The sequence below is a fragment of the Cohnella lupini genome (assembly GCF_003386205.1).
GTDB lineage: Bacteria > Bacillota > Bacilli > Paenibacillales > Paenibacillaceae > Cohnella > Cohnella lupini.
Genome location: NZ_QRDY01000003.1, coordinates 397,111 through 417,268 on the forward strand (window position 1 = coordinate 397,111; position 20,158 = coordinate 417,268).

Here is a 20,158-nt window from a genome sequence, read left to right on the forward strand (position 1 = left end):
TCTCTCTCGCCTCTCATAATCTAATTACTAGATTGAGGGACAAGGGGAGACGCAGCATGCAACCAAAAGCAAGGATGACCATTCGAATCGAGCAGCCCGCCAAGCCGAAGTTACCGACGACGCCGTTCGGTCATGCCATAGTTTCTAAGGAGAAGCTCGACGATCCATACGATGAGGCGATCGAAACCGAGTTCACGACTTTGAATAGTCCGTATCAAGACGATATACACGCATTAGAAGAAATCATACGCAAGACGGAAACCGTCAACTGGAATATGCCGTCCGTACCCTCGATACGGGTAACGTCCGTACCATCGTTGCCGATACCGTCGGTTCCCGTAACGAATCGGGATCGTTCGGTACCGTCCGGTCCTTCTTACGATGAACCGGACGAGGGGCGTTGGAGCGTCGTATTGCCGGAAGACGAAGAAGAAGCAGAGAGTGCGGGGGGGAACGGATGGTATAATCGCGCGATGCATTCGAGGGAGGAGAACGGCCCTTCATGGGGCAGGGTATTTCTCTCGGTAGCGGCAGCGGTCGGTACGGGAGCGCTCTTCGGTTATATCGTCTTAAGCTTGTTTACGGGCGAACCGTTATTTCCGGGTAAACCGAACGAGGTTAATTCTCCGTCTATTCAAGCTTCATCCGAACCTAATCTCGCGCCTACGGTTAAGGAGCCTTCTACGACCGGCGTATCGGGATCGACCGAATCTACGAATCCGGTTAAAGGAGAAGTCTCGGGAGAGAACGCTTCGGCGAGCGTACAAATCGACGGAGATATCTATTACATGCTTCAATACGGAGTGTTTCAGAACGAGGATAGCATGGAAACGGCGGTCGGACAGCTGCGGGATAAAGGATACGCGTCCGCATCGGAGATCAAGGACGGTTATCGCGTTTACGTGGGAATGGCCAGGTCCCGCGACGAAGCGGAGCTGCTTGCCACCCAGATACGGGATACGGAGATTTATATCAAACCGCTTGGCGGCGAGCCGATCACGGTTTCATCGGATATGCTAAGCGCGGGCGGGGCCGAGTTCATGAATGCAAGCGGTAGTTTGATGAGGAAGCTGGCGCAGTATTCCGGTAACGGGTTACTCGAGAAGCAACCGCAGGCGCTGGAAGCAACGGATCAGGCCGCGTTACAGGAAGCTCAAAGATTATGGCAAGGCGCGCAGGCTTCCATCGATCAGATGGGCGGCAGCGCGGCCGAGGATGCAAGAGCATTGGTACTGGCCTTGAACTCGGCATTAGGCTCGATGACGGAATTTAATCAAGAACCGTCGCGCTTCCACCTTTGGAACGTTCAATCGGCGGTCATGAAAGCTTTAATATCCGATCAAGAATTGAGAACGGCCATTCAGCCTTCGGTAGTCGGGTAACGAATAGAAGAGTATAGGGACTTTTGAACGTGACAGCCTGCTTCCTAGGGGCTGTCTTTGTTTTATACGTTGTGTGACTTGTCCGGGAAAAGTATAATGGAAGAACAGTGTCAAAAAATGGTGGGAGACGGGGAATTATGAAGAAAAATGCATGGATATTCCTCTTGTTCGTATTTTTGGGCTTGCTTGCCGGCGCTTTGGTTGCCGAATGGCTTCAAGAGGTTCCTGGTCTCACCTTTTTAACACGGGCGATCGAAGTCAATTGGTCACCGGCGGCGGATTTGTCGGTTATCAAGTACAGTTTGAATTTAGATGTCAACTTTACCTTGCTGAGCATTGTCGGCGCAATCGTCGCGATATGGCTTTATCGTAAAATGTAACCCGAAAGGAAGTTCGGCAAGATGTCTTCTGCTATTTCGAATAACCCGACTCTCGTTCTCGCTTCGTCGTCGCCCCGCAGACGGGAACTTATTTCCCTGCTTGGCCTGCCGGTACGGATCGTGCCCAGTAATGCCGACGAACATACGCCGGAGGACTGGACGCCCGATCAAATCGTCGAAGGACTTGCGTTGAGAAAGGCTTCGGCGGTTAAGAACGAGATGATGAGCGGAAACGGAGATTCGTCGATTGTCGTAGGAAGCGACACGATCGTCGTGTTGAACGGCGAGGTGATGGGAAAACCTAGAGACGAACAAGATGCCAAGGATATGCTGCATCGGCTATCGGGCAACGTTCACGAGGTATATACGGGAGTATCCTGCATTCGGGTATCCGATTCGAAGACGGTCACTGCGCATAGGGTGACTAAGGTGAAAATGAGAGCTTTAACGGAAGGGCAAATATCGCGATACGTGGCTACCGGAGAACCTATGGACAAGGCCGGCGCTTACGGTATACAGGAAATCGGAGCCTTGCTGGTCGAGTCGATCGAAGGCTGCTATTTCAATGTCGTAGGATTGCCCGTATCGCTGCTTGCCTTACAATTGGAGCAATTCGACGTCACGGTTCCTTGAACGACCAAGCCACTTCCGCGGCCGACGCGGCTTACTAAGGCAGGTATAACGCAGTGGAGCAAAGATCCTTTCGCATACGCGAGATTCCTTCTGACGAACGACCGCGCGAACGAATGCAACGGCACGGAGCGGAGGCGCTAAGCCACGCGGAACTACTGGCTATTCTGCTTCGCACGGGAACGCCGCAAGAATCCGCGATTCACCTCGCCCAACGCATCCTTAACGAATGCGGCGGCTTGCGCCGGTTGGCCGAAGCCAAGTGGGAGGAATTGACGCTTATTCACGGAATCGGACCGGCGAAGGCGCTTCAGCTGCAAGCGTCTATCGAGCTTGGACGGAGGATAGCGAGATCAAAGCTACCGGAAACGGTCAAAATAACCTGTCCGCAGGACGCGGCGGATCTTCTGATGGAGGAGCTTCGGCACCACAAAGAAGAGCATTTCGTATGTTTGTTTCTGAATACCAAAAATCATGTGATCGGTCGTCAGACGTTATCTATAGGAAGCTTAAACGCTTCCATCGTGCACCCAAGGGAAGTGTTCAAAGCTGCGATAAGAAGAAGCAGCGCGTCGATCGTCTGCGCGCACAATCATCCCAGCGGCGATCCGACCCCGAGCCCGGAAGACATTCAGCTGACCAAACGATTGGGAGAAGCCGGACAATTGATCGGAATAGAGTTATTGGATCATTTGGTAATTGGTGACAGTCGCTTTATCAGTTTGAAGGAGATGGGTTGCTTGTAATATAATAAGAAGGATTGTCCCGACGACTGCTTGCGCCGCCATGGCGTGAAGATATCGGTCGCGGTCAAAGCAGGAGGTAGTAGCATGGTAGGAGGATTTACAAGGGATTTAGGGATCGATCTAGGAACGGCTAACACGTTGGTTTATGTCAAAGGAAGAGGAATCGTCGTGAGGGAGCCATCCGTGGTCGCCCTTCGTACCGATACAAAAAAAATCGAAGCCGTAGGCTCTGACGCCAAGAAAATGATCGGACGCACGCCGGGCAATATCGTAGCCATTCGTCCGATGAAGGACGGGGTTATCGCGGATTTCGAAACGACGGCAACGATGATCAAGTATTTCATCCGCCGGGCACAGAAACCGAGAACTTTGTTTCCGCGCCATCCGAACGTCATGGTCTGTGTGCCGTCCGGAATTACCGCCGTCGAGAAGCGAGCGGTGGAAGACGCGACGAAACAAGCCGGAGCACGGGAAGCTTATATTATCGAGGAGCCTTTCGCGGCTGCTATCGGAGCCGACTTGCCCGTATGGGAACCGACCGGCAGCATGGTTGTCGATATCGGCGGAGGCACGACGGAAGTCGCGGTCATCTCTCTGGGAGGCATCGTGACGAGCAAGTCGATTCGGATTGCCGGAGACGAGATGGACGACGCGATCATCGCTTATATTAAACGTCTGTATAATCTGATGATCGGAGAAAGAACTTCGGAGCAATTGAAAATGGAAATCGGTTCGGCGATGCCGCTGGATAAAGTGGAATCGATCGAAATTCGCGGCAGGGATTTGGTTTCGGGCTTGCCGAAAACGCTTGCCATTACCTCCGACGAAATTACCGAAGCGCTTTCCGACACGGTGAATTCGATTATCGACGCGGTGAAGGTGACATTGGAGAAGTGTCCCCCCGAGTTGTCCTCGGACATCATGGATCGCGGCATCGTGCTGACGGGCGGCGGGGCTTTGCTTCGCAATCTGGACAAAATGCTTACCCGCGAAACGGGAATGCCCGTCCTCGTGGCCGAAAATCCGCTCGATTGCGTCGCGATCGGAACGGGAAGGGCGCTCGAGAACATACATCTCTTCAAGTCCAAAGGCGGAGCTTCCCGATCAGGACGCTAAGCTCTTGACGATTCGGGAAAGCGGGTGGGCAAGATTCGATTGATGCGCAATAAGAGGTTGTTCATCCTCATGATCGGGCTGATTTTATTCATAGCCCTCATGGGATTTACATTAGGCCGGAATCGCCTGACCTGGCCGGAGAAATTCATTAACGATGCTTTCGGGACTGTCCAAGGAGTCTTGTACCGGCCGGTCGGAGCGGTCGCGGATTTCGTCCGCGACCTCGGCCGGCTTTCCGACGTGTACAAGGAGAATGAACAGCTACGTCAAACCGTGGCCCAGTACACGCAGGATCAGATTAAGTTTAATAGGCTCGAAGCCGAGAACAAAAGGCTGAAGGAAGATCTGAATTTTACTAAGCAACAGAAAAACATGGACAACTATCGCTACTTAATCGCTCAGGTCGTTGGCAGCACCTCCAATCCGTACGAGAAAACGATTACTATTAATCTCGGCTCCAGGGACGGGTTGAAGCCGGATATGGCCGTCAGAACGGTAGACGGTTTGGTAGGCTTGGTAAGCAAGGTGAAAACTTTTACTTCGACGGTAACTTTAATAACGGATCTTGATCCTAGCTCTTCCCGAGGGACTCCGGTATCCGCTACTTTCTTAGGCAAGCCCGAATCTTTCGGAATCATAGAATACGACGATGAAGCCGGCGTGCTGCAGATGACCAAGATCGACGAGAGCGACAAACCGGCCGACGGGGATAAGGTCATTACTTCCGGGATCGGAAGCTTGTTTCCCCAAGGCATTATCGTAGGAACCGTCAAGAGCAGCCAAGTCGGCGACTTCGGTTTAACGTATACGGCCATTATCCAACCCGCGGCCCAATTCGACCACTTGAGAGAAGTGTTCGTCGTCGTCGTTCCCGGAGCGGAGGAACAGTGAACATGCGAATGAACTGGGTAATCCTCTGCGGGCTAGTATTGCTGATCATAGAGAATTCCGTCGTCCCGTGGATTATTCCTCCCGGTTGGAGCGATCGACTTCTTCCGCATTTATGCTTTATCATGACCTTGTTTGTAGCCGGATTTTCAGGTCGCCATGCCGCTTTCCTATTCGGCCTCGGTTTCGGTTTACTTCAGGATTTGTTGTCGTATGGTCATCTGATAGGACCTTACGGATTCGGAATGGGTTTGATCGGTTATTTGGCGGGACTGGCCGCGGAACGTAAAAGCTTCACGATAGGGTTTTTCGTTTGGGTAGCGATCGTTAGCGGGTTGTTTCTCGATTCCGTCGTTTATTTTATTTACAAGCTGTTTCGAATCACGGATCTCGAGTACGCCTTCGTGTTTTATTGGCAGGTCGCCCCGACCGCTTTGCTGCAGCTTTTCATCGCGCTCCTTATGTACGTTCCAGTTCGCCGCTTCCTGGTTAAGTCTTCGCTGTCATCCGGAGAGGAAAACGCCGAATGAGCGGAGTTTAGCCTGACAGGCAGGAAATCGGCTTCATGGAGCCGAATTTCAATTACCGTAGGGAGGAGCGGACAAAGTGGCCGGCAAATCGTACGTAACGATTAAAGGGATTAAAGAAGGACTCGTATTTCTATTAGATGATCAGTGCGAATTCGTAACCTTATTGGACGAGCTGAATACGAAATTGGACAAGCACGAACAGCAGTTCACCGGTCCGATCGTTCATATATTCATTAAGCTTGGCTCGAGGCAAGTGGAAGAAGAGGACAAGGAACGGATCAGGTCCATTCTTCGCAGGCAAGGAAATTTACTTATCCAATCCATCGAAAGCGATCCTCCGGCAATAGATCCCAATGTCAAGCTCGCGCCTAGCTTACATACGATGACCGGCATTATCAGATCGGGGCAGACGGTAGAGTATAGCGGACACTTGTTGCTGTTAGGAGACGTAAATCCCGGAGGTACGATCAAATGCAGCGGAGACGTATTTATTTTAGGAGCGCTTAGGGGTGCCGTTCATGCGGGAACCGAAGGCAACGTGGATGCTATTATCGCGGCTTCTTTGATGAAACCGACCCAACTGCGAATAGCGGATATTATCAGCAGACCGCCGGATGAATGGACGTCCGCGGAACCGTGGATGGAGTACGCATTCCTTCGGGACGGAACGATGGCGATCGATAAAATGACGAGTCTTAACCGTCAGCGCAAGGAAGTCATGCAGTTCAAAGGAGTGTAGAGAGTCATGGGAGAAGCGATCGTTGTCACCTCAGGTAAAGGCGGAGTCGGCAAAACGACGACGTCGGCCAATTTAGGCACGGCTTTGGCGATTATGGGGAAAAAGGTATGTATGGTAGATACCGATATCGGTTTGCGTAATCTCGATGTCGTAATGGGACTAGAGAACCGGATTATTTACGATCTTATAGACGTAGCCGAAGGCCGTTGCAGAGTAAACCAAGCTCTTATCAAGGATAAACGGTTCGACGAGCTCTATATGCTTCCCGCCGCGCAGACGAAGGATAAGAACGATATTACGCCGGATCAGGTCCGTCAGATTATCGAGAGCCTGAAGCCGGACTTCGATTATATCATCATCGATTGTCCTGCCGGCATCGAGCAAGGGTTCCGCAACGCTATCGCGGGCGCGACCCAAGCGATCGTCGTCACGACGCCCGAGAACGCGGCCGTCCGCGATGCGGATCGCGTGATCGGATTGCTCGAGAAGAGTCATTTTCCGTCGCCGAAGCTGATTATTAATCGCATTCGTCCCAACATGATGAAAAACGGGGATATGCTGGAGATCGAAGATATTTGCCAAGTGCTCGCGATAGACTTGATCGGAATCGTTCCGGACGACGAATACGTCATCAAAGCGGCCAATTCGGGCGAACCGACGGTCATGAACGTAAATTCCAAAGCCGCTATCGCTTACCGTAACATCGCAAGACGCATACTTGGGGAGACGGTTCCCTTGTCGCAGTTGGAAGAAAAGTCCGGCATGTTTCGCAAAGTAAAGAAGTTTTTGGGAATGGGATGATCGGAGTTGTTGAACCGATTTAAGAAGATGGACTGGATGATGCTCATCATTCTCATGTTGTTCATGGGATTAAGCACTATCCTCGTCCGCAGCGCGACGTATAATAATTCTTCGTATTCGAATTACGATGTAAAAACCTTGATATTCTATGGGATTGGCTTCGCCGTCGTCATTCTGGCGACTTTAGTGGATTACCGTCTTATCCTGAAGGTTTGGTACGTATGGTATGCCATCGGAGCGATCCTCCTGATTATGGTTTACTTCCTGGCAGGAGAGACGAACGGAGCGCGCAGCTGGTTTAATCTAGGGCTGTTCTCCTTCCAACCGGCCGAGATGATGAAGCTGTTTCTCATCATCGCCATAGCCGCGATCTTGGGAAGAAGGCAGGGCGATCCGCTAAGACTGCGCAGCGATGTTATGGTCGTAGGCTTCGTAGCCTTTGTTCCGTTTATATTGGTCATGATCCAGCCCGATCTCGGAAACGCGATTATTTACATCTTCATCGTGCTGGGCATGTTATGGATCGGTAATGTCCGTTATACGTACGTCATGATCGGACTAGCGACGGTCGTAGGCGGATTGTTGCTGTTCGTAACTCTGTTTAATACGTACAACACGGAAATCCACGATTACTTGAAAGAGCATGAAAAGGTTCATTGGTACGAGCGGATCAATACGTACATTCATCCCACGGAAGCGTCCGAAGACGATCGGCGCCAGTCGGAAAACGCCAAGATAGCGATCGGTTCCGGAGGGCTTGCCGGAGACGGTTATTTGCAAGGGGACTCGAAAAACCGTAAATTCATCCCTTACACCTATTCCGACTCCATCTTCGTCGTCATCGGCGAGGAATTCGGATTTCAAGGCGCGGCGGTGCTTCTGTTGCTGTATTTCCTTTTTATCTACAGGATGATCCTGATCGCATATCAGTGTTACGACTTGCGGGGTTCGTTTATTATAATCGGAATAGCCTCCATGATGGTGTTCCAAATCTTCGAGAACATCGGCATGATGATAGGGATTATGCCGATTACGGGCATTACCTTGCCTTTCATCAGCTACGGCGGAACGTCCCTGTTGCTGAACATGATGTCGATAGGCTTGATTTTCAGCATTCGCGCTCATCAGGAAAAGTATCAGATGGATTCTTGACGTCGCGGACAATAAACGGGGTTACAAGGGCAGGCGAATTCGCCTGCTCTTGCTGTTTTAAACCGCATGATCGGCCTGCGTTAACTAGCGATTAAGTCGGATATCCGCATAGTCTATTCTCCTTGCATCCGCCATAAAGTAATAAGAGAAATGGACAAGGAGGGCTTTCGATGGAAGTGCGGGATAGCGTTCGAGAACGCAGACGCGAGCGTATCGAGCAGATCATAGGGCAGCACGCGACGGAAGAAGAGAAAAGAACGCGGCAACCGATAGAAGCAGTGCCAAACTTGAAACAGCCGGGCTTGGAGGCTCCGTTGCCGGATATCTCCCAGTCGCCCGCTCCGCGCTTGGATGCCGTATCGGAGCGCCCTCCTGCCGAGACGGACCCGGAGCAGTGGTGGAGGGAACGCGAGAGACGATTGAAATCCGGACAAGCCCCGGGATGGCAGGGGTTAAAAGGGATTCCTCCTACGTCGGCCGCGCGAATAGATCCTCGCTCGCCTGGCTTTGATTGGAATAAGCTGATACGCGGTTTTATGGTACGCCTTGCGATGGCGTCTGTTGCTTTTGCCGGTTTTTGGGGTTGGCTCAAGCTCGAGATGCCGGGTAGCGCGGAAACTCGCGACTGGGTTTCGTCCTCGGTCACCCGGGACATGGATTTCAAGGCGATAGAGGCATGGTATGGAAATACGTTCGGGGGATCGCCTTCCTTTTTCCCGTTTAACCTGGACGAGCCCGATACGAAGGAAGTATCCGTCATGCTGAGTCCGGCGAATACGGCTTTGCCCGTCAAGGGCAGCCTCGTGCAAAGCTTTGCCCAGAACGGGACGGGAGTCAAGGTCGCGGCGCCTAGCGGAAGCGAGGTTTACGCGATATACACCGGACGGGTACAGCAGGTGACCGAAGACGAGGGTGGAGTGACCGTTCTGGTCGAGCACGAGAATGACGTTCTTACGGTGTACGGAAATTTGGAGAAATCCGCGGTAAAGCCGAACGATTGGGTAGAAACGGGGCAGCTGTTAGGGCATTTATACGTGAACGGGGAGGGCCTGGGGCAAAGCGACAGGGAAGTCCTGCTGTATTTCGCGGTCCAACAGAACGGCAAGGCTTTAAATCCCGCGGAAGTGGTTTCCTTTGATTAAATGGCGCGGAATCGTTTTTCGGCTACATCCTTTATTCGTGCTTGTGATGATTGCCTCGATTGCCACAGGCCGATTCGCCGAGCTGATCACGCTGTTCTTTATCGTCGTGTGGCATGAGCTCGGACATTTGGTCGCCGCCTTGCGCTTCGGATGGACCGTCAGGGAAGTGAAGCTTCTGCCGTTCGGAGGAGTCGTCGAAGTGGAGGAAGCCGGAACATTGCCGGTAAGGGAGGAAGTATGGGTAGCGATTGCCGGGCCGGTCCAGAACGCGATTCTTGCCGCGATCGGTTATGGTTTGGGTCACGTCGGCTGGATCGATCAAGGGTGGTCGGACGATTTCGTGCGCGCTAACGTCCTGATCGGCCTTTTTAATTTATTGCCCGTGCTTCCGCTCGACGGCGGGAGAATGCTGCAGGCTTGGATAAGCCTTAGGATTCCGTTTCACCGGACATTAGTGTGGAGCGTGAAAATAAGCCTGGCTTTCAGCGCGTTAATGGTGGCGGCATCTGTCTACCCGCTCTTGCGCGGCGGGCTATTGCAGTTGAATCTTCTGACGGTGGGCGTTTTTTTGTGCGCGTCGAACTGGACCTATTTTCGCAACGTTCCGTTCGTCTTCTTGAGGTTCCTCGTACATCGCAGCGAAAGATCCGAGGAGCGGATCGAACGGGGCAAGCTATCGCAGCCGATCGTCATAACGGAGAATCTTCCTCTTTCCTCGATTATAAAGCTGTTCATGAAGGAACAGTATCATTTGGTTTACGTGATGAAAAGGGGAAAAATCGCTAAAGTAGTCCCGGAGAAGACGATAATCGACGGATTCCTCGGACAATTGACATCCGGGAATGCGGATTATAAGTTTTTCATGTAGAATGGAGAAAATAGCAACGCGTGGAGGTTTGCATGAAGCAGCTGTTTATCCATTGTTCGCACAATGTTACCCAATCGGCACTGTTGGAAGACGGAAGGCTAACGGAATTTAGCGTGGAACGAATGGAAGGAACATCACTGATCGGCAACCTTTATAAGGGGCGTGTCGTAAACGTGCTTCCCGGAATGCAGGCCGCGTTCGTCGATATCGGTTTATCGAAGAATGCTTTTCTATACGTAGACGACGTCTTGCATCCTCATTTGGACAAGCAACCGAAGGAAAAACCGATCATTTCCGAGCTTCTGAAGCCGGGCGACGAGCTGCTCGTGCAGATCATGAAAGAACCGCTCGGCGGCAAGGGAGCCCGCGTAACGACCCATTTCTCCATTCCCGGAAGATGGCTGGTCTACATGCCGGAGGCGGACTACATCGGAATCTCGAAGAAAATCGAGCAGGAATCCGAACGCGGCAGACTGAAGGCGTTAGCCGAAGCTATCCGGCAAGAAGGGGAAGGCGTCATTCTTCGAACGAACGCCGAGGGCGAAAGCCAAGCGGCGCTGCAAGAAGATCTCCTTGCGTTGCGAAGGTCGTGGCAAAGCATCTTGCGAAGAAGCAGCCAATCGGAAGCGCCTGCCGAGCTTCATAGGGATTCCCGGCTCGTCGAGCGGATGGTCAGGGATGTCATCACTCCCGACACGGAGCAGTTGATCATAGACGACGAGGCAAGCCTTCAAGAAGCCGTCGAATATTTGCGACATACGGCGCCCGCTTTAGTGGGCAAGGTTCAACTCTACTCGGAAACCAAGCCTTTATTCGATAAATTCGGCATCAAGGAGCAGCTGGACAAGGCTCTGCAGCCTCGGATCTGGCTTCCGAGCGGCGGATATCTCGTATGGGAGCAGACGGAAGCTTTGACGGTCATCGACGTGAATACGGGGAAATACACGGGTTCCATCGATCTGGAGGAGACGGTGTTCCGGACGAATATGGAAGCGGCCCACGAGGTTGCGATCCTATTGCGCCTGAGGGATGTCGGGGGAATTATTATCATTGATTTTATCGATATGGAAACCGAAGAACACCGACAACAGATCGTGCAGCAATTGGAGACGAGAATGAAGCGAGACCGCACGAAATGCCAGATCGTCGGCTGGACCCGGCTTGGACTCATGGAGATGACCCGCAAGAAAGCGCGCGATAACGCCATGAATTATTTTTACGAAACGTGCGCTTCCTGTAAAGGAAGAGGCAAGATCTATATTCGGTGATGAATAATTAAATGTTGTAAAGACATACCGGATATGTTACAATCCCTTAGTGCGTGCAATCTCTCGAGATTTTGCAGGCTACAACCGCTCTCCACCGGGTCGACAAGACCGGAGCTGTCCTGGCCGTAACAAGCTGCGGCAACCGGCACCCTATGAGGCGAGTCTTAGACATGAGGAGGTGCACCAGATGTACGCGATTATTGAAACAGGCGGTAAGCAATACAAAGTCCAAGCAGGCGATGTAATCTTCATCGAGAAGCTATCGGCTGATGCGGGAGAGAGCATTACTTTCGACCGTGTGTTGGCGGTTTCCAAAGACGGAAGCTTGACAACAGGATCCCCGATGGTGTCCGGCGCGTCCGTAACGGGCAAAGTCGAACAACACGTAAAAGGCGAGAAAATCATCGTCTTCAAGTACAAAGCGAAGAAAAACTACAAGCGCAAGCAAGGCCATCGTCAACCGTACACGAAAGTGACGATCGAGAACATTAAGGCATAAGCGAGACCGCCGAGATGATCACGATAACGATCGTGCGTAACGTCGACAAGGCTATTATACGTTTTACCGTTTCGGGACATGCTTTTTACAACGATCCGGGCAAAGACATCGTCTGCGCCGGCGTATCGGCGGTAACCATCGGAGCGGTCAACGCGATCGAGAAATTAACGGGGTTAGAGCCTCGGGCGATTTCGGAATCCGGCTTGCTCAGGGCGGAAGCGCCGCATAGCGCAGATCCCAAGCGGAACGATCAAGTCCAGCTGTTGCTGGAGGGAATGATCGTCGCTCTCGAATCCATAGCGGAATCTTACGGCAAGTACGTGAAAATAAAAGAAACCTTTGAGAAAAAAGGAGGTTGACACCATGTTGAAGTTAAATCTTCAGTTATTCGCCTCGAAAAAAGGGGTTGGATCGACGAGGAACGGACGGGATAGCCACTCGAAGCGTCTTGGCGCTAAGAGAGCTGACGGTCAAGTCGTAACGGCCGGCAGTATCTTGTTCCGCCAACGCGGCACTAAGATTCACCCGGGCACCAACGTCGGCATCGGCAAAGACGATACGCTCTTCGCTCTAGTACCGGGCGTAGTTAAGTTCGAACGTTGGGGACGCGATCGCAAGAAAGTTAGCGTGTATCCTGTAGCGCAAGCTCCCGTAGCTGCCGCTCTTGAAGTTTAATACGGCATCCAGAACCCCCGGCCAATGGAAGTTGGTCGGGGGTTTTGCGTGAACGGAGCATCGGAAGCCTGCATGGTTAAGCTTTAATTGCCATGTTATACTAATTAGGCGGACATGGTTTCCGCATGGGAAGGCTAGGACTGACGAAACGGGGAAGTCACATGATGTTTAGGAAGATAACACTATGGGGACTTGCGGCTTTGTTATCGCTGATCCTCCCTGCTGCGGCCGTATTCATATGGCATCGTTCCTGGTTGGCGTTAATCGTGTTCGTCATTTGGACGTTTGCGGTCGGCGCTGTTCTCGGAGCGATTGAAAGACGCAAGCATAGGGAGCATTGCGAAAGATTACTAACGCACTCACAACTATCGAGCATTCGCACGTTGAGCCATCATAGGCATGACTGGATGAACGAACTGCAAATTTTGTACGGCTATCTTCGCTTGAACAAGCTCGATAAAGCGGTAGAGGTAGTGGATAGAATAAGAACGAGAATGGATCACGATAGTAAGGTATCGCAGATCGGAATCCCGGAGCTGGCTACTTTCTTGTTGTCCTTCCGTACGGTGTGCGACACGATGCGGCTGGACGTGGACATTCAAGACGGCCTGCATCTGGATCGACTTCCTTATTCGGCGGAGGAGCTCTCAAGGGCCATAATCGGGGTTGTGAACGTGATTCGTTTTCGTGCTTCTAATCCGCTCGGCGGCGAAAACGTACTGGGATTATCCTTATCCGAAGCCGAGGGACGACTGACGATCGTACTGAATTACGAAGGCGAGCTGGTCGCTTCCGACAGCGTTGCGGCGGATTTGGAAAAGTGTTTGGAAGGCATTGGTCGATTAGACCAGGGAGACGAGCCTGCAGAGAACTCGCGACAAGCGCGGAAAATGGTTATCCATTTCCCTCTGCCGGCATAACGGAGTGAATACAACATGTTCGTAGACAAAGCTAAGATTTATGTTAAGGGCGGAGACGGCGGAGACGGACTCGTTTCGTTCCGCAGGGAATTGTACGTGCCGGAGGGCGGCCCGGCCGGCGGCGACGGCGGCAACGGCGGCAACGTCGTATTTCGCGTGGATGAAGGTTTGCGGACGTTGATGGACTTCCGTTACCAGAAGCACTTCAAGGCCACGAGGGGCGAGAAAGGCCGCAACAAGTCGCAGCACGGGGCCAATGCCGATCATATGATCGTGCGCGTGCCTCCGGGAACGATCGTCGTAGACGATGATACGGGCGAGAAGATCGCCGACTTGACCCGACATGGCCAGCAGGTCATCATTGCCAAGGGCGGCCGCGGCGGGAGAGGCAACATCCGCTTCAAGAGCTCCGTGAATACGGCTCCGGCGATCGCCGAGAACGGCGAGGAAGGTCAAGCCCGTTGGGTGACCCTCGAGCTGAAGGTGATGGCCGACGTCGGTTTGGTCGGATTCCCAAGCGTCGGGAAGTCGACATTGCTGTCGGTCGTGTCCGGCGCGCAACCGAAGATAGGCGCCTATCACTTCACGACAATCACGCCTAATTTGGGCGTAGTGGACTTAGGCGACGAGCGTAATTTCGTTATGGCCGATTTGCCGGGATTGATCGAAGGCGCGCATACGGGCGTCGGACTAGGACACGAGTTCCTTAGACACGTCGAACGTACGCGCATCATCGTTCACGTCGTCGACATGTCGGGCATGGAAGGTCGCGACCCGTTCGACGATTGGGTCAAGATCAACGACGAGCTCAGGCTATACAACATCAAGCTGGCCGATCGTCCGCAGATCGTCGCGGCGAATAAGATGGATATGCCCGAATCGGAAGAGAATCTTGCTGAATTCCGCAAGAAGGTGGGCGAGATCGCTCCGGATATTCTGATCATGCCGATATCCTCGCTTACGAGAGAAGGCATCAAGGAGCTGCTCTACCGCGTGGCGGATCTACTCGATTCGTTGCCCGAGGCTTCGGAGATCGAAGAGATCGAGCAGTTGGCCAAGAAGGAAGAAGGGGTCGTGTATCGTTACGAATCGACCGGCGACATGGACTTCACGATATCGAAGGACAACGAAACCTTCGTTATCGAAAGCGAAGCCGTCGAAAGATTAATGAGAAGAACCCAGTTCAATTCCTACGAAGCGGTCATGAGGTTCGGTCGGATATTGCGCGGAGTCGGAATCGACGCGGAGCTGCGTAAGCGCGGCGCCAAAGACGGCAATCTTATCCGCATCGGCAAATTCGAGTTCGAGTTCTTCGAAGGCGGATCGGACGATTATACGTACGATAAAGAGTAAAAGAATCGCTTGGATAGCCATTAAGAAAAAGCGGGAACGCATCTCCTTCGAGCTTGAATCGAAGAAGAAGGTTCTCGCTTTCTGTTACATATCGCGTTAAATCGGTTATGTCATCCGAGAATCCGTTCCATATGCATATTGTTATATTTACTTAGATCGATGAAGGTTTCGTTCGATTGAATGAGCGGACGAGTCGGATCCATGGGATTGATCAGCACGACCTTGCCGATCGTTCCGTCCGTCAGCTCGACCTCGCTGCCTACGAGAGCATTCATTAGCCGTTGGGTGAAGGTGAGCAGGATTTGCCTATCGAACACGCCAAGCGAGCCGGTAAACATCTGCCTCAAGATTTCGTAGAAAGGGGAAGCGTCGCGATAGACGCGATCGCTCGTCAAGGCATGGAATACGTCGGAGATCGCAACGATCTTGCTTAAATAATCGATTTGAGGTCCTTGTATACGAAGAGGATATCCAGTCCCATCCTCGCGCTCGTGATGCTGAAGGGCAATCAAGGCCGAACGGTGCGACAACCCGGCGCAATTCTTGACCATCTCGTAACCGAAAACGGTATGCTTCTTCATGATCTCGAACTCTTCTTCCGTTAGCTTGTCGGATTTGTTAAGAATTTCTTCCGGCACGCGCATCTTGCCGACGTCGTGCAGGATGGCTCCTATCGTTAAGATCGATAGCTCGTCCTCGGGCAAGCCTACCCATCTGCCGAGCATGGAAGCAATCGCGCCGACGGCGATATTATGGCGATAGGTGTAATCGTCTTTGGCTTGCATCGAGATCAGCAAAGGAAATACGTGAACCTGCTCGGTGGATTGTACGATGCTCGGCATAATCTCGTTACGAATGTCCATTATAGGAATTTGTCCGGAATGGCGAATATCCTGGAAAATATGTTGAACGGTCGCTACCGACTCCTCAAGAGCTTGCAAGGCTTTCTTCTCTTGAGTAAGCGGCTCGATATCGCTTTCTTCCAATTCGATGCCTAGAAGGGTAAGTTTGTTAAAGTCTGTTTCCTTTAATTGATGGAAAATAGGCAGCACCAATACTCCTCTAGCGTTGAAGATATCGCGGCTTAAACGCAGCCCGGCCCATTTGGATTTCGCTGTTTTCGAATGTGGTTCGATTGGAAATCCTCCGTTCTCGGAATAATTAGGGGCGTTGTATCCCTAAATCTATGTTTTAGCGGATGATGCAGTTCTAATTTCAATCACTTATACAGAATAACAGATAAAACTAACAAATTTCTATCAAGTACCACTTACCTATTGCCGCTAGCCGCATGATTCGATATAATGTCCACTATACACATACAATCGTCTTTCCTGGGAGGACGCAAGATGGCGGAACGTTATTATGTCGTCCGCGAGGATTTGCTGCCCGAAGGCATTCTCAAGACGGAGCAAGCGAAGGAGTTATTACGGCGCGGCGAAGCGGCGACGATACATGAAGCCGCGGAGCGAGTAGGATTAAGCCGCAGCGCATACTACAAATACAAAGACGGCGTCTACGCCCTCGAAGAAGCGTCGCGCGAATCGATCGCGACTTTGTCGATGGACTTGGAGCATCGATCCGGCGTATTATCCAAAGTACTGGGCATGTTAGCTGCCGGCGAAGGAAACGTGCTCACGATCTCCCAATCCATTCCGCTTCAAGGAATGGCCAACGTCGTCGTTTCCATGGAAACTTCGCGCATTAACGCGGATTTGCCGGAGCTTCTGGAGAATCTGCGTTCGTTAGATGGAGTCAAACGGGCAATCGTGGTGGGACGTAGCTAAACCTATAATAAGTTAATTACGAGGATGTCGACAGACGAAAGCGGAGGAACGATAATGAAACCGATAAAAGTAGGATTGCTTGGCTTGGGTACGGTCGGTACGGGCGTAGTTAGAATCGTGGAGGGCCATCAAGAGGATTTAACCAACCAGGTAGGCTCACCCATCGTTATCGCGCAGATATTAGTCAAGGATCGCGCCAAAGCAAGGAACATTCAAGTCGATGCTTCCAAACTAACGGAAGATCCTTGGGAAGTCGTGCGGAATCCGGATATCGACGTTATCATAGAAGTGATGGGCGGCATCGGCCAAACGAAGGAATATATTCTGGAAGCTTTGGAACGCGGTAAGCACATCGTAACCGCGAACAAAGACTTGATGGCGTTGCACGGCCAAGAAATACTGGCTAAGGCGCGCGACAAGGGCTGCGATGTTTACTATGAAGCGAGCGTGGCCGGCGGAATTCCGATCATCCGTACTTTAATTGAAGGATTCTCTTCCGACCGTATCACGAAAATCATGGGAATCGTCAACGGTACGACCAACTATATCCTTACTAAGATGAGCCAAGAAGGCGCGGCATACGCCGACGTGCTCAAGGAAGCCCAGGATCTCGGCTATGCGGAAGGGGATCCGACATCCGACGTGGAAGGATTGGACGCGGCGCGCAAAATGACGATTTTGTCTACGCTCGGCTTTAGATCGCATGTTTCCCTTGAAGATGTCAGCGCTAAGGGCATCAGCTCGGTTACGCAAGAAGATATCCAATACGCCAAACGGCTTGGTTACGAAGTGAAGCTTCTCGGCATCGCCGAACGCCAGGATGATTTCATCAGCGTTAGCGTGCAGCCGACGATGATCAAGCAAAGCCATCCGATCGCCTCCGTTAACGGCGTGTTCAATGCGGTTTACGTGCATGGCGAAGCGGTCGGAGAAACGATGTTCTACGGAGCGGGGGCGGGAGAACTGCCGACGGCTACGTCGATCGTCGCAGACTTGGTCGCGGTCGTTAAGAACATGAAGCTGGGCGTTAACGGACGGCAAGCGCAGCTTTCCTATAATGTCATGAAGTTAAAAACGGACGAGCAAATCGCCTCGAAATTTTTCTTATTATTGCACGTGGAGGATCGCGCGGGCGTGCTCGCGCAAATCGCTCAGGTGTTCTCGGATTGCGACGTCAGCATCGAGTCGGTCATGCAGCCGTCCGCTCCGAACAAGATGAGCACGGAAATCATCATCATCACCCACGAAGCGAGCAAGGCGTCCATGAATAAAGTGCTCGGGGCTTTCGAAGGGTTGGCGGCGGTTCGGAAAATCAAAAGCGTATATCGCGTGGAAGGCTGATTATTCCTTCTGACGGAGTGACTAAAGGATTAAAGGAGCCTTGTTATGCGTTATGAAATGGAAACAACTCGTCAAGAGGCGAAAAGGCGCGTCGTCGTCAAAGTACCTGCCAGTTCGGCTAATCTGGGACCGGGATTCGATTCTCTCGGCATGGCGTTGTCATTGTTCGCCTGGATCAGCATGTCGCCGTCGGTTGCCACGACGATCACTTTGGTAGGAGATAACCTGCAAGGCGTATCCGAAGACAAAACGAATTTGGTCTATATCATAGCCCAGTCCGTATTCGCTAGAGCCGGTATCGAGATGCCGGAACTCGACATCGGCATACGTAGCGACATTCCGTTGACTCGAGGGCTCGGAAGCAGTGCGACAGCGATCGTTGGAGCGTTGGTCGCGGCGAACGCCTTGACGGGTTATGCTCTGACGAATGACGAACTCTTTCAGATGGCTACGGCTATCGAGAAGCATCCCGACAACGTCGGAGCATCGCTGTTCGGGGGAATCGTCGTGGCGGCATGGGATGGATCGAGAGCGGAATACGTTCGCATCGAGCCGCCTTCCGGCATGAATGTTCTCGTGGCCATTCCGGAATTCGAGTTATCCACGACAAAAGCGCGCAACGTCCTGCCGGAGCAAATCTCCATGAAGGATGCCGTGTTTAACGTGACTCACAGTTCTTTGCTAACGGCTGCGCTTGCGATGGGCAGGCTGGATCTGCTAAGTCACGCCATGAGAGACCGTCTGCATCAACCGTACCGCGCACCGCTGATACCCGGTATGGATCGGATTCTTCGGGAGGCGACTGAGCATGGCGCATTAGGCGCCGTGTTATCTGGCGCTGGACCGACATTGCTTCTGCTAGTCAGGAGCGAGAATTCGGACGATGGGCAGCTTGTCGAGTTCGTGCGGTCCGTTATGGCCAAAGAAGGTATCGACGTAACGACGCGCTGGCTGGAGCCTTGCTTGCACGGACCGACGGTTCGGTTAATTAACGGGAACGATCCCGAGTACAACTTAGAGCATCGCCAACTATTGACTAAGGCGGAAGTGGAGGTGGGCGCATGAGCGATCGTAAATCCGTAGCTTTATTGCCCCAAGGGACGGTGTCCGACGAAGCTGTGCGGTACATGTTTCGCGACCAGGACGTGGATTTCGTCTATTGCAAGATGATTGCCGACGTATTCCAATCGACGGCCAAAGGTCACACGGATTGGAGCGTCATTCCGATCGAGAATACGATCGACGGTTCCGTCAGCCTGCACATCGATTGGCTCGTTCATGAAGTGGACTTGCCGATCAGGGCCGAGTGGGTGTTCCCTTCGGTACAGAACTTAATCGGATCGGCTAACGAATTAGCCGGAGAAGACGGGCAATGGGATCCGCATAAAATCACGAAGATCATGAGCCATCCCGTTGCTATGGCGCAGTGTTTGCAATTCGTGCGGTCCAAGCTTCCCCATGCGGAATTGGAGACGCTGAACAGCACGGCCGAGGCTGTGCAGATGGTTCGGAACAACCCAGGCAAGGGGTGGGCTGCGTTCGGTACGAGATTAGCCGCTAAGGAATTGGAATTAGACGTTCTGGAAGCCGGCGTTACGGATCACGACAACAATTTTACGCGGTTCCTGCTCGTCGGGAACACGCCTTACGAGAATAAGGAAGCGCCTCTGCAGAAGACAAGCATTCTGATTACTCTCCCCGAGGATTATCCGGGTGCTCTTCACCAGGTTCTCTCCGCGTTCGCATGGCGGCGCATCAACTTATCCAAGATCGAGTCCAGGCCGACTAAGAAAAAACTGGGCAACTACTATTTTTATATCGATATCGAGCTGTCCCTGGATACGGTATTGCTTCCGTCGGCGATCTCCGAAATCGAAGCGATCGGTTGCCAGGTCCGCCTGCTGGGATCGTATCCCAGCTTACCTTTCACGGCTTTATAAG

23 protein-coding genes are annotated in these 20,158 nt (G+C 52.3%); 22 read left to right on the forward strand and 1 reads right to left on the reverse strand.

What is annotated here, in order from left to right; genetic code table 11:
• Positions 1 to 56 precede the first annotated feature (56 nt).
• From DFP95_RS08705 to obgE, 18 genes are all read left to right on the forward strand, one after another.
• A complete protein-coding gene (locus DFP95_RS08705; RefSeq protein WP_181907325.1) occupies positions 57 to 1,382 on the forward strand; it encodes an SPOR domain-containing protein in 1,326 nt (441 codons plus the stop codon).
• Between the two features lie 137 nt (positions 1,383 to 1,519).
• Positions 1,520 to 1,762, forward strand: a complete 243-nt coding sequence (locus tag DFP95_RS08710; RefSeq protein ID WP_115992197.1) for a DUF4321 domain-containing protein — start codon at positions 1,520 to 1,522, stop codon at positions 1,760 to 1,762.
• Positions 1,763 to 1,783: 21 nt separating this feature from the next.
• Positions 1,784 to 2,395, forward strand: coding sequence for a Maf family protein (locus DFP95_RS08715; RefSeq protein ID WP_115992198.1), 612 nt, complete (start codon positions 1,784 to 1,786; stop codon positions 2,393 to 2,395).
• Between the two features lie 53 nt (positions 2,396 to 2,448).
• Positions 2,449 to 3,138, forward strand: coding sequence for a RadC family protein (radC, locus tag DFP95_RS08720; protein WP_281273404.1), 690 nt, complete (start codon positions 2,449 to 2,451; stop codon positions 3,136 to 3,138).
• A gap of 84 nt (positions 3,139 to 3,222) precedes the next feature.
• Positions 3,223 to 4,254, forward strand: coding sequence for a rod shape-determining protein (locus tag DFP95_RS08725; RefSeq protein WP_115992199.1), 1,032 nt, complete (start codon positions 3,223 to 3,225; stop codon positions 4,252 to 4,254).
• A 42-nt stretch (positions 4,255 to 4,296) separates the two neighbouring features.
• A complete protein-coding gene (mreC, locus tag DFP95_RS08730; RefSeq protein ID WP_181907330.1) occupies positions 4,297 to 5,145 on the forward strand; it encodes a rod shape-determining protein MreC in 849 nt (282 codons plus the stop codon).
• A gap of 2 nt (positions 5,146 to 5,147) precedes the next feature.
• Complete coding sequence (gene mreD, locus DFP95_RS08735; RefSeq protein WP_115992200.1) at positions 5,148 to 5,672, forward strand: rod shape-determining protein MreD; 525 nt, start codon at positions 5,148 to 5,150, stop codon at positions 5,670 to 5,672.
• A gap of 76 nt (positions 5,673 to 5,748) precedes the next feature.
• Positions 5,749 to 6,411, forward strand: a complete 663-nt coding sequence (locus DFP95_RS08740; protein ID WP_115992201.1) for a septum site-determining protein MinC — start codon at positions 5,749 to 5,751, stop codon at positions 6,409 to 6,411.
• 6 nt (positions 6,412 to 6,417) lie between these two features.
• Positions 6,418 to 7,212 (forward strand): septum site-determining protein MinD, encoded by a 795-nt coding sequence (gene minD, locus DFP95_RS08745; RefSeq protein WP_115992202.1) that lies wholly within the window; start codon positions 6,418 to 6,420, stop codon positions 7,210 to 7,212.
• Between the two features lie 6 nt (positions 7,213 to 7,218).
• Positions 7,219 to 8,364, forward strand: coding sequence for an FtsW/RodA/SpoVE family cell cycle protein (locus tag DFP95_RS08750; protein WP_115992203.1), 1,146 nt, complete (start codon positions 7,219 to 7,221; stop codon positions 8,362 to 8,364).
• A 170-nt stretch (positions 8,365 to 8,534) separates the two neighbouring features.
• Entirely contained in the window at positions 8,535 to 9,506 is a 972-nt protein-coding gene (locus DFP95_RS08755) for a M23 family metallopeptidase (RefSeq protein ID WP_115992204.1), read from the forward strand.
• Positions 9,499 to 10,374, forward strand: a complete 876-nt coding sequence (locus DFP95_RS08760) for a M50 family metallopeptidase (protein WP_115992205.1) — start codon at positions 9,499 to 9,501, stop codon at positions 10,372 to 10,374. Before DFP95_RS08755 ends, DFP95_RS08760 begins: the two co-directional genes overlap by 8 nt.
• Positions 10,375 to 10,406: 32 nt before the next feature.
• A complete protein-coding gene (locus tag DFP95_RS08765) occupies positions 10,407 to 11,642 on the forward strand; it encodes an Rne/Rng family ribonuclease (protein WP_115992206.1) in 1,236 nt (411 codons plus the stop codon).
• A 187-nt stretch (positions 11,643 to 11,829) separates the two neighbouring features.
• Positions 11,830 to 12,141, forward strand: coding sequence for a 50S ribosomal protein L21 (rplU, locus tag DFP95_RS08770; protein ID WP_115992207.1), 312 nt, complete (start codon positions 11,830 to 11,832; stop codon positions 12,139 to 12,141).
• 14 nt (positions 12,142 to 12,155) lie between these two features.
• Positions 12,156 to 12,500, forward strand: coding sequence for a ribosomal-processing cysteine protease Prp (locus DFP95_RS08775; RefSeq protein WP_115992208.1), 345 nt, complete (start codon positions 12,156 to 12,158; stop codon positions 12,498 to 12,500).
• A 4-nt stretch (positions 12,501 to 12,504) separates the two neighbouring features.
• Positions 12,505 to 12,816 carry a 50S ribosomal protein L27 gene (gene rpmA, locus DFP95_RS08780; RefSeq protein WP_115992209.1) on the forward strand — a complete coding sequence of 104 codons (312 nt, stop codon included), beginning with the start codon at positions 12,505 to 12,507 and terminating at the stop codon, positions 12,814 to 12,816.
• 161 nt (positions 12,817 to 12,977) lie between these two features.
• Positions 12,978 to 13,736 carry a Spo0B domain-containing protein gene (locus DFP95_RS08785; RefSeq protein ID WP_181907326.1) on the forward strand — a complete coding sequence of 253 codons (759 nt, stop codon included), beginning with the start codon at positions 12,978 to 12,980 and terminating at the stop codon, positions 13,734 to 13,736.
• A 15-nt stretch (positions 13,737 to 13,751) separates the two neighbouring features.
• Positions 13,752 to 15,089 carry a GTPase ObgE gene (gene obgE / locus DFP95_RS08790; RefSeq protein ID WP_115992211.1) on the forward strand — a complete coding sequence of 446 codons (1,338 nt, stop codon included), beginning with the start codon at positions 13,752 to 13,754 and terminating at the stop codon, positions 15,087 to 15,089.
• Between the two features lie 110 nt (positions 15,090 to 15,199).
• Here obgE and DFP95_RS08795 read toward each other — a convergent pair whose 3' ends face one another.
• Positions 15,200 to 16,141 carry an HD-GYP domain-containing protein gene (locus DFP95_RS08795; RefSeq protein ID WP_115992212.1) on the reverse strand — a complete coding sequence of 314 codons (942 nt, stop codon included), beginning with the start codon at positions 16,139 to 16,141 and terminating at the stop codon, positions 15,200 to 15,202.
• Between the two features lie 297 nt (positions 16,142 to 16,438).
• On the opposite strand from DFP95_RS08795, the gene DFP95_RS08800 reads away from it, so the two are divergent.
• From DFP95_RS08800 to pheA, 4 genes are read left to right on the forward strand one after another with little or no spacing between them, the layout of a single operon-like run.
• Positions 16,439 to 16,876 (forward strand): ACT domain-containing protein, encoded by a 438-nt coding sequence (locus tag DFP95_RS08800; protein WP_115992213.1) that lies wholly within the window; start codon positions 16,439 to 16,441, stop codon positions 16,874 to 16,876.
• A gap of 54 nt (positions 16,877 to 16,930) precedes the next feature.
• Positions 16,931 to 18,217 carry a homoserine dehydrogenase gene (locus DFP95_RS08805; RefSeq protein ID WP_115992214.1) on the forward strand — a complete coding sequence of 429 codons (1,287 nt, stop codon included), beginning with the start codon at positions 16,931 to 16,933 and terminating at the stop codon, positions 18,215 to 18,217.
• A gap of 45 nt (positions 18,218 to 18,262) precedes the next feature.
• Positions 18,263 to 19,282, forward strand: a complete 1,020-nt coding sequence (thrB, locus tag DFP95_RS08810) for a homoserine kinase (protein WP_245987478.1) — start codon at positions 18,263 to 18,265, stop codon at positions 19,280 to 19,282.
• A complete protein-coding gene (gene pheA, locus DFP95_RS08815) occupies positions 19,279 to 20,157 on the forward strand; it encodes a prephenate dehydratase (RefSeq protein ID WP_115992215.1) in 879 nt (292 codons plus the stop codon). The genes thrB and pheA overlap by 4 nt, the downstream gene beginning before the upstream one ends.
• Position 20,158: the final 1 nt, after the last annotated feature.

Coding starts and splice junctions, on each gene's coding strand:
- DFP95_RS08805 (WP_115992214.1), top strand. CDS start 16,931: ATGAAACCGATAAAAGTAGGATTGCTTGGCTTGGGTACGGTCGGTACG.
- mreC (WP_181907330.1), top strand. CDS start 4,297: ATGCGCAATAAGAGGTTGTTCATCCTCATGATCGGGCTGATTTTATTC.
- minD (WP_115992202.1), top strand. CDS start 6,418: ATGGGAGAAGCGATCGTTGTCACCTCAGGTAAAGGCGGAGTCGGCAAA.
- DFP95_RS08710 (WP_115992197.1), top strand. CDS start 1,520: ATGAAGAAAAATGCATGGATATTCCTCTTGTTCGTATTTTTGGGCTTG.
- DFP95_RS08755 (WP_115992204.1), top strand. CDS start 8,535: ATGGAAGTGCGGGATAGCGTTCGAGAACGCAGACGCGAGCGTATCGAG.
- DFP95_RS08715 (WP_115992198.1), top strand. CDS start 1,784: ATGTCTTCTGCTATTTCGAATAACCCGACTCTCGTTCTCGCTTCGTCG.
- thrB (WP_245987478.1), top strand. CDS start 18,263: ATGCGTTATGAAATGGAAACAACTCGTCAAGAGGCGAAAAGGCGCGTC.
- mreD (WP_115992200.1), top strand. CDS start 5,148: ATGCGAATGAACTGGGTAATCCTCTGCGGGCTAGTATTGCTGATCATA.
- rpmA (WP_115992209.1), top strand. CDS start 12,505: ATGTTGAAGTTAAATCTTCAGTTATTCGCCTCGAAAAAAGGGGTTGGA.
- rplU (WP_115992207.1), top strand. CDS start 11,830: ATGTACGCGATTATTGAAACAGGCGGTAAGCAATACAAAGTCCAAGCA.
- pheA (WP_115992215.1), top strand. CDS start 19,279: ATGAGCGATCGTAAATCCGTAGCTTTATTGCCCCAAGGGACGGTGTCC.
- DFP95_RS08705 (WP_181907325.1), top strand. CDS start 57: ATGCAACCAAAAGCAAGGATGACCATTCGAATCGAGCAGCCCGCCAAG.
- DFP95_RS08765 (WP_115992206.1), top strand. CDS start 10,407: ATGAAGCAGCTGTTTATCCATTGTTCGCACAATGTTACCCAATCGGCA.
- DFP95_RS08725 (WP_115992199.1), top strand. CDS start 3,223: ATGGTAGGAGGATTTACAAGGGATTTAGGGATCGATCTAGGAACGGCT.
- obgE (WP_115992211.1), top strand. CDS start 13,752: ATGTTCGTAGACAAAGCTAAGATTTATGTTAAGGGCGGAGACGGCGGA.
- DFP95_RS08785 (WP_181907326.1), top strand. CDS start 12,978: ATGATGTTTAGGAAGATAACACTATGGGGACTTGCGGCTTTGTTATCG.
- DFP95_RS08800 (WP_115992213.1), top strand. CDS start 16,439: ATGGCGGAACGTTATTATGTCGTCCGCGAGGATTTGCTGCCCGAAGGC.
- DFP95_RS08775 (WP_115992208.1), top strand. CDS start 12,156: ATGATCACGATAACGATCGTGCGTAACGTCGACAAGGCTATTATACGT.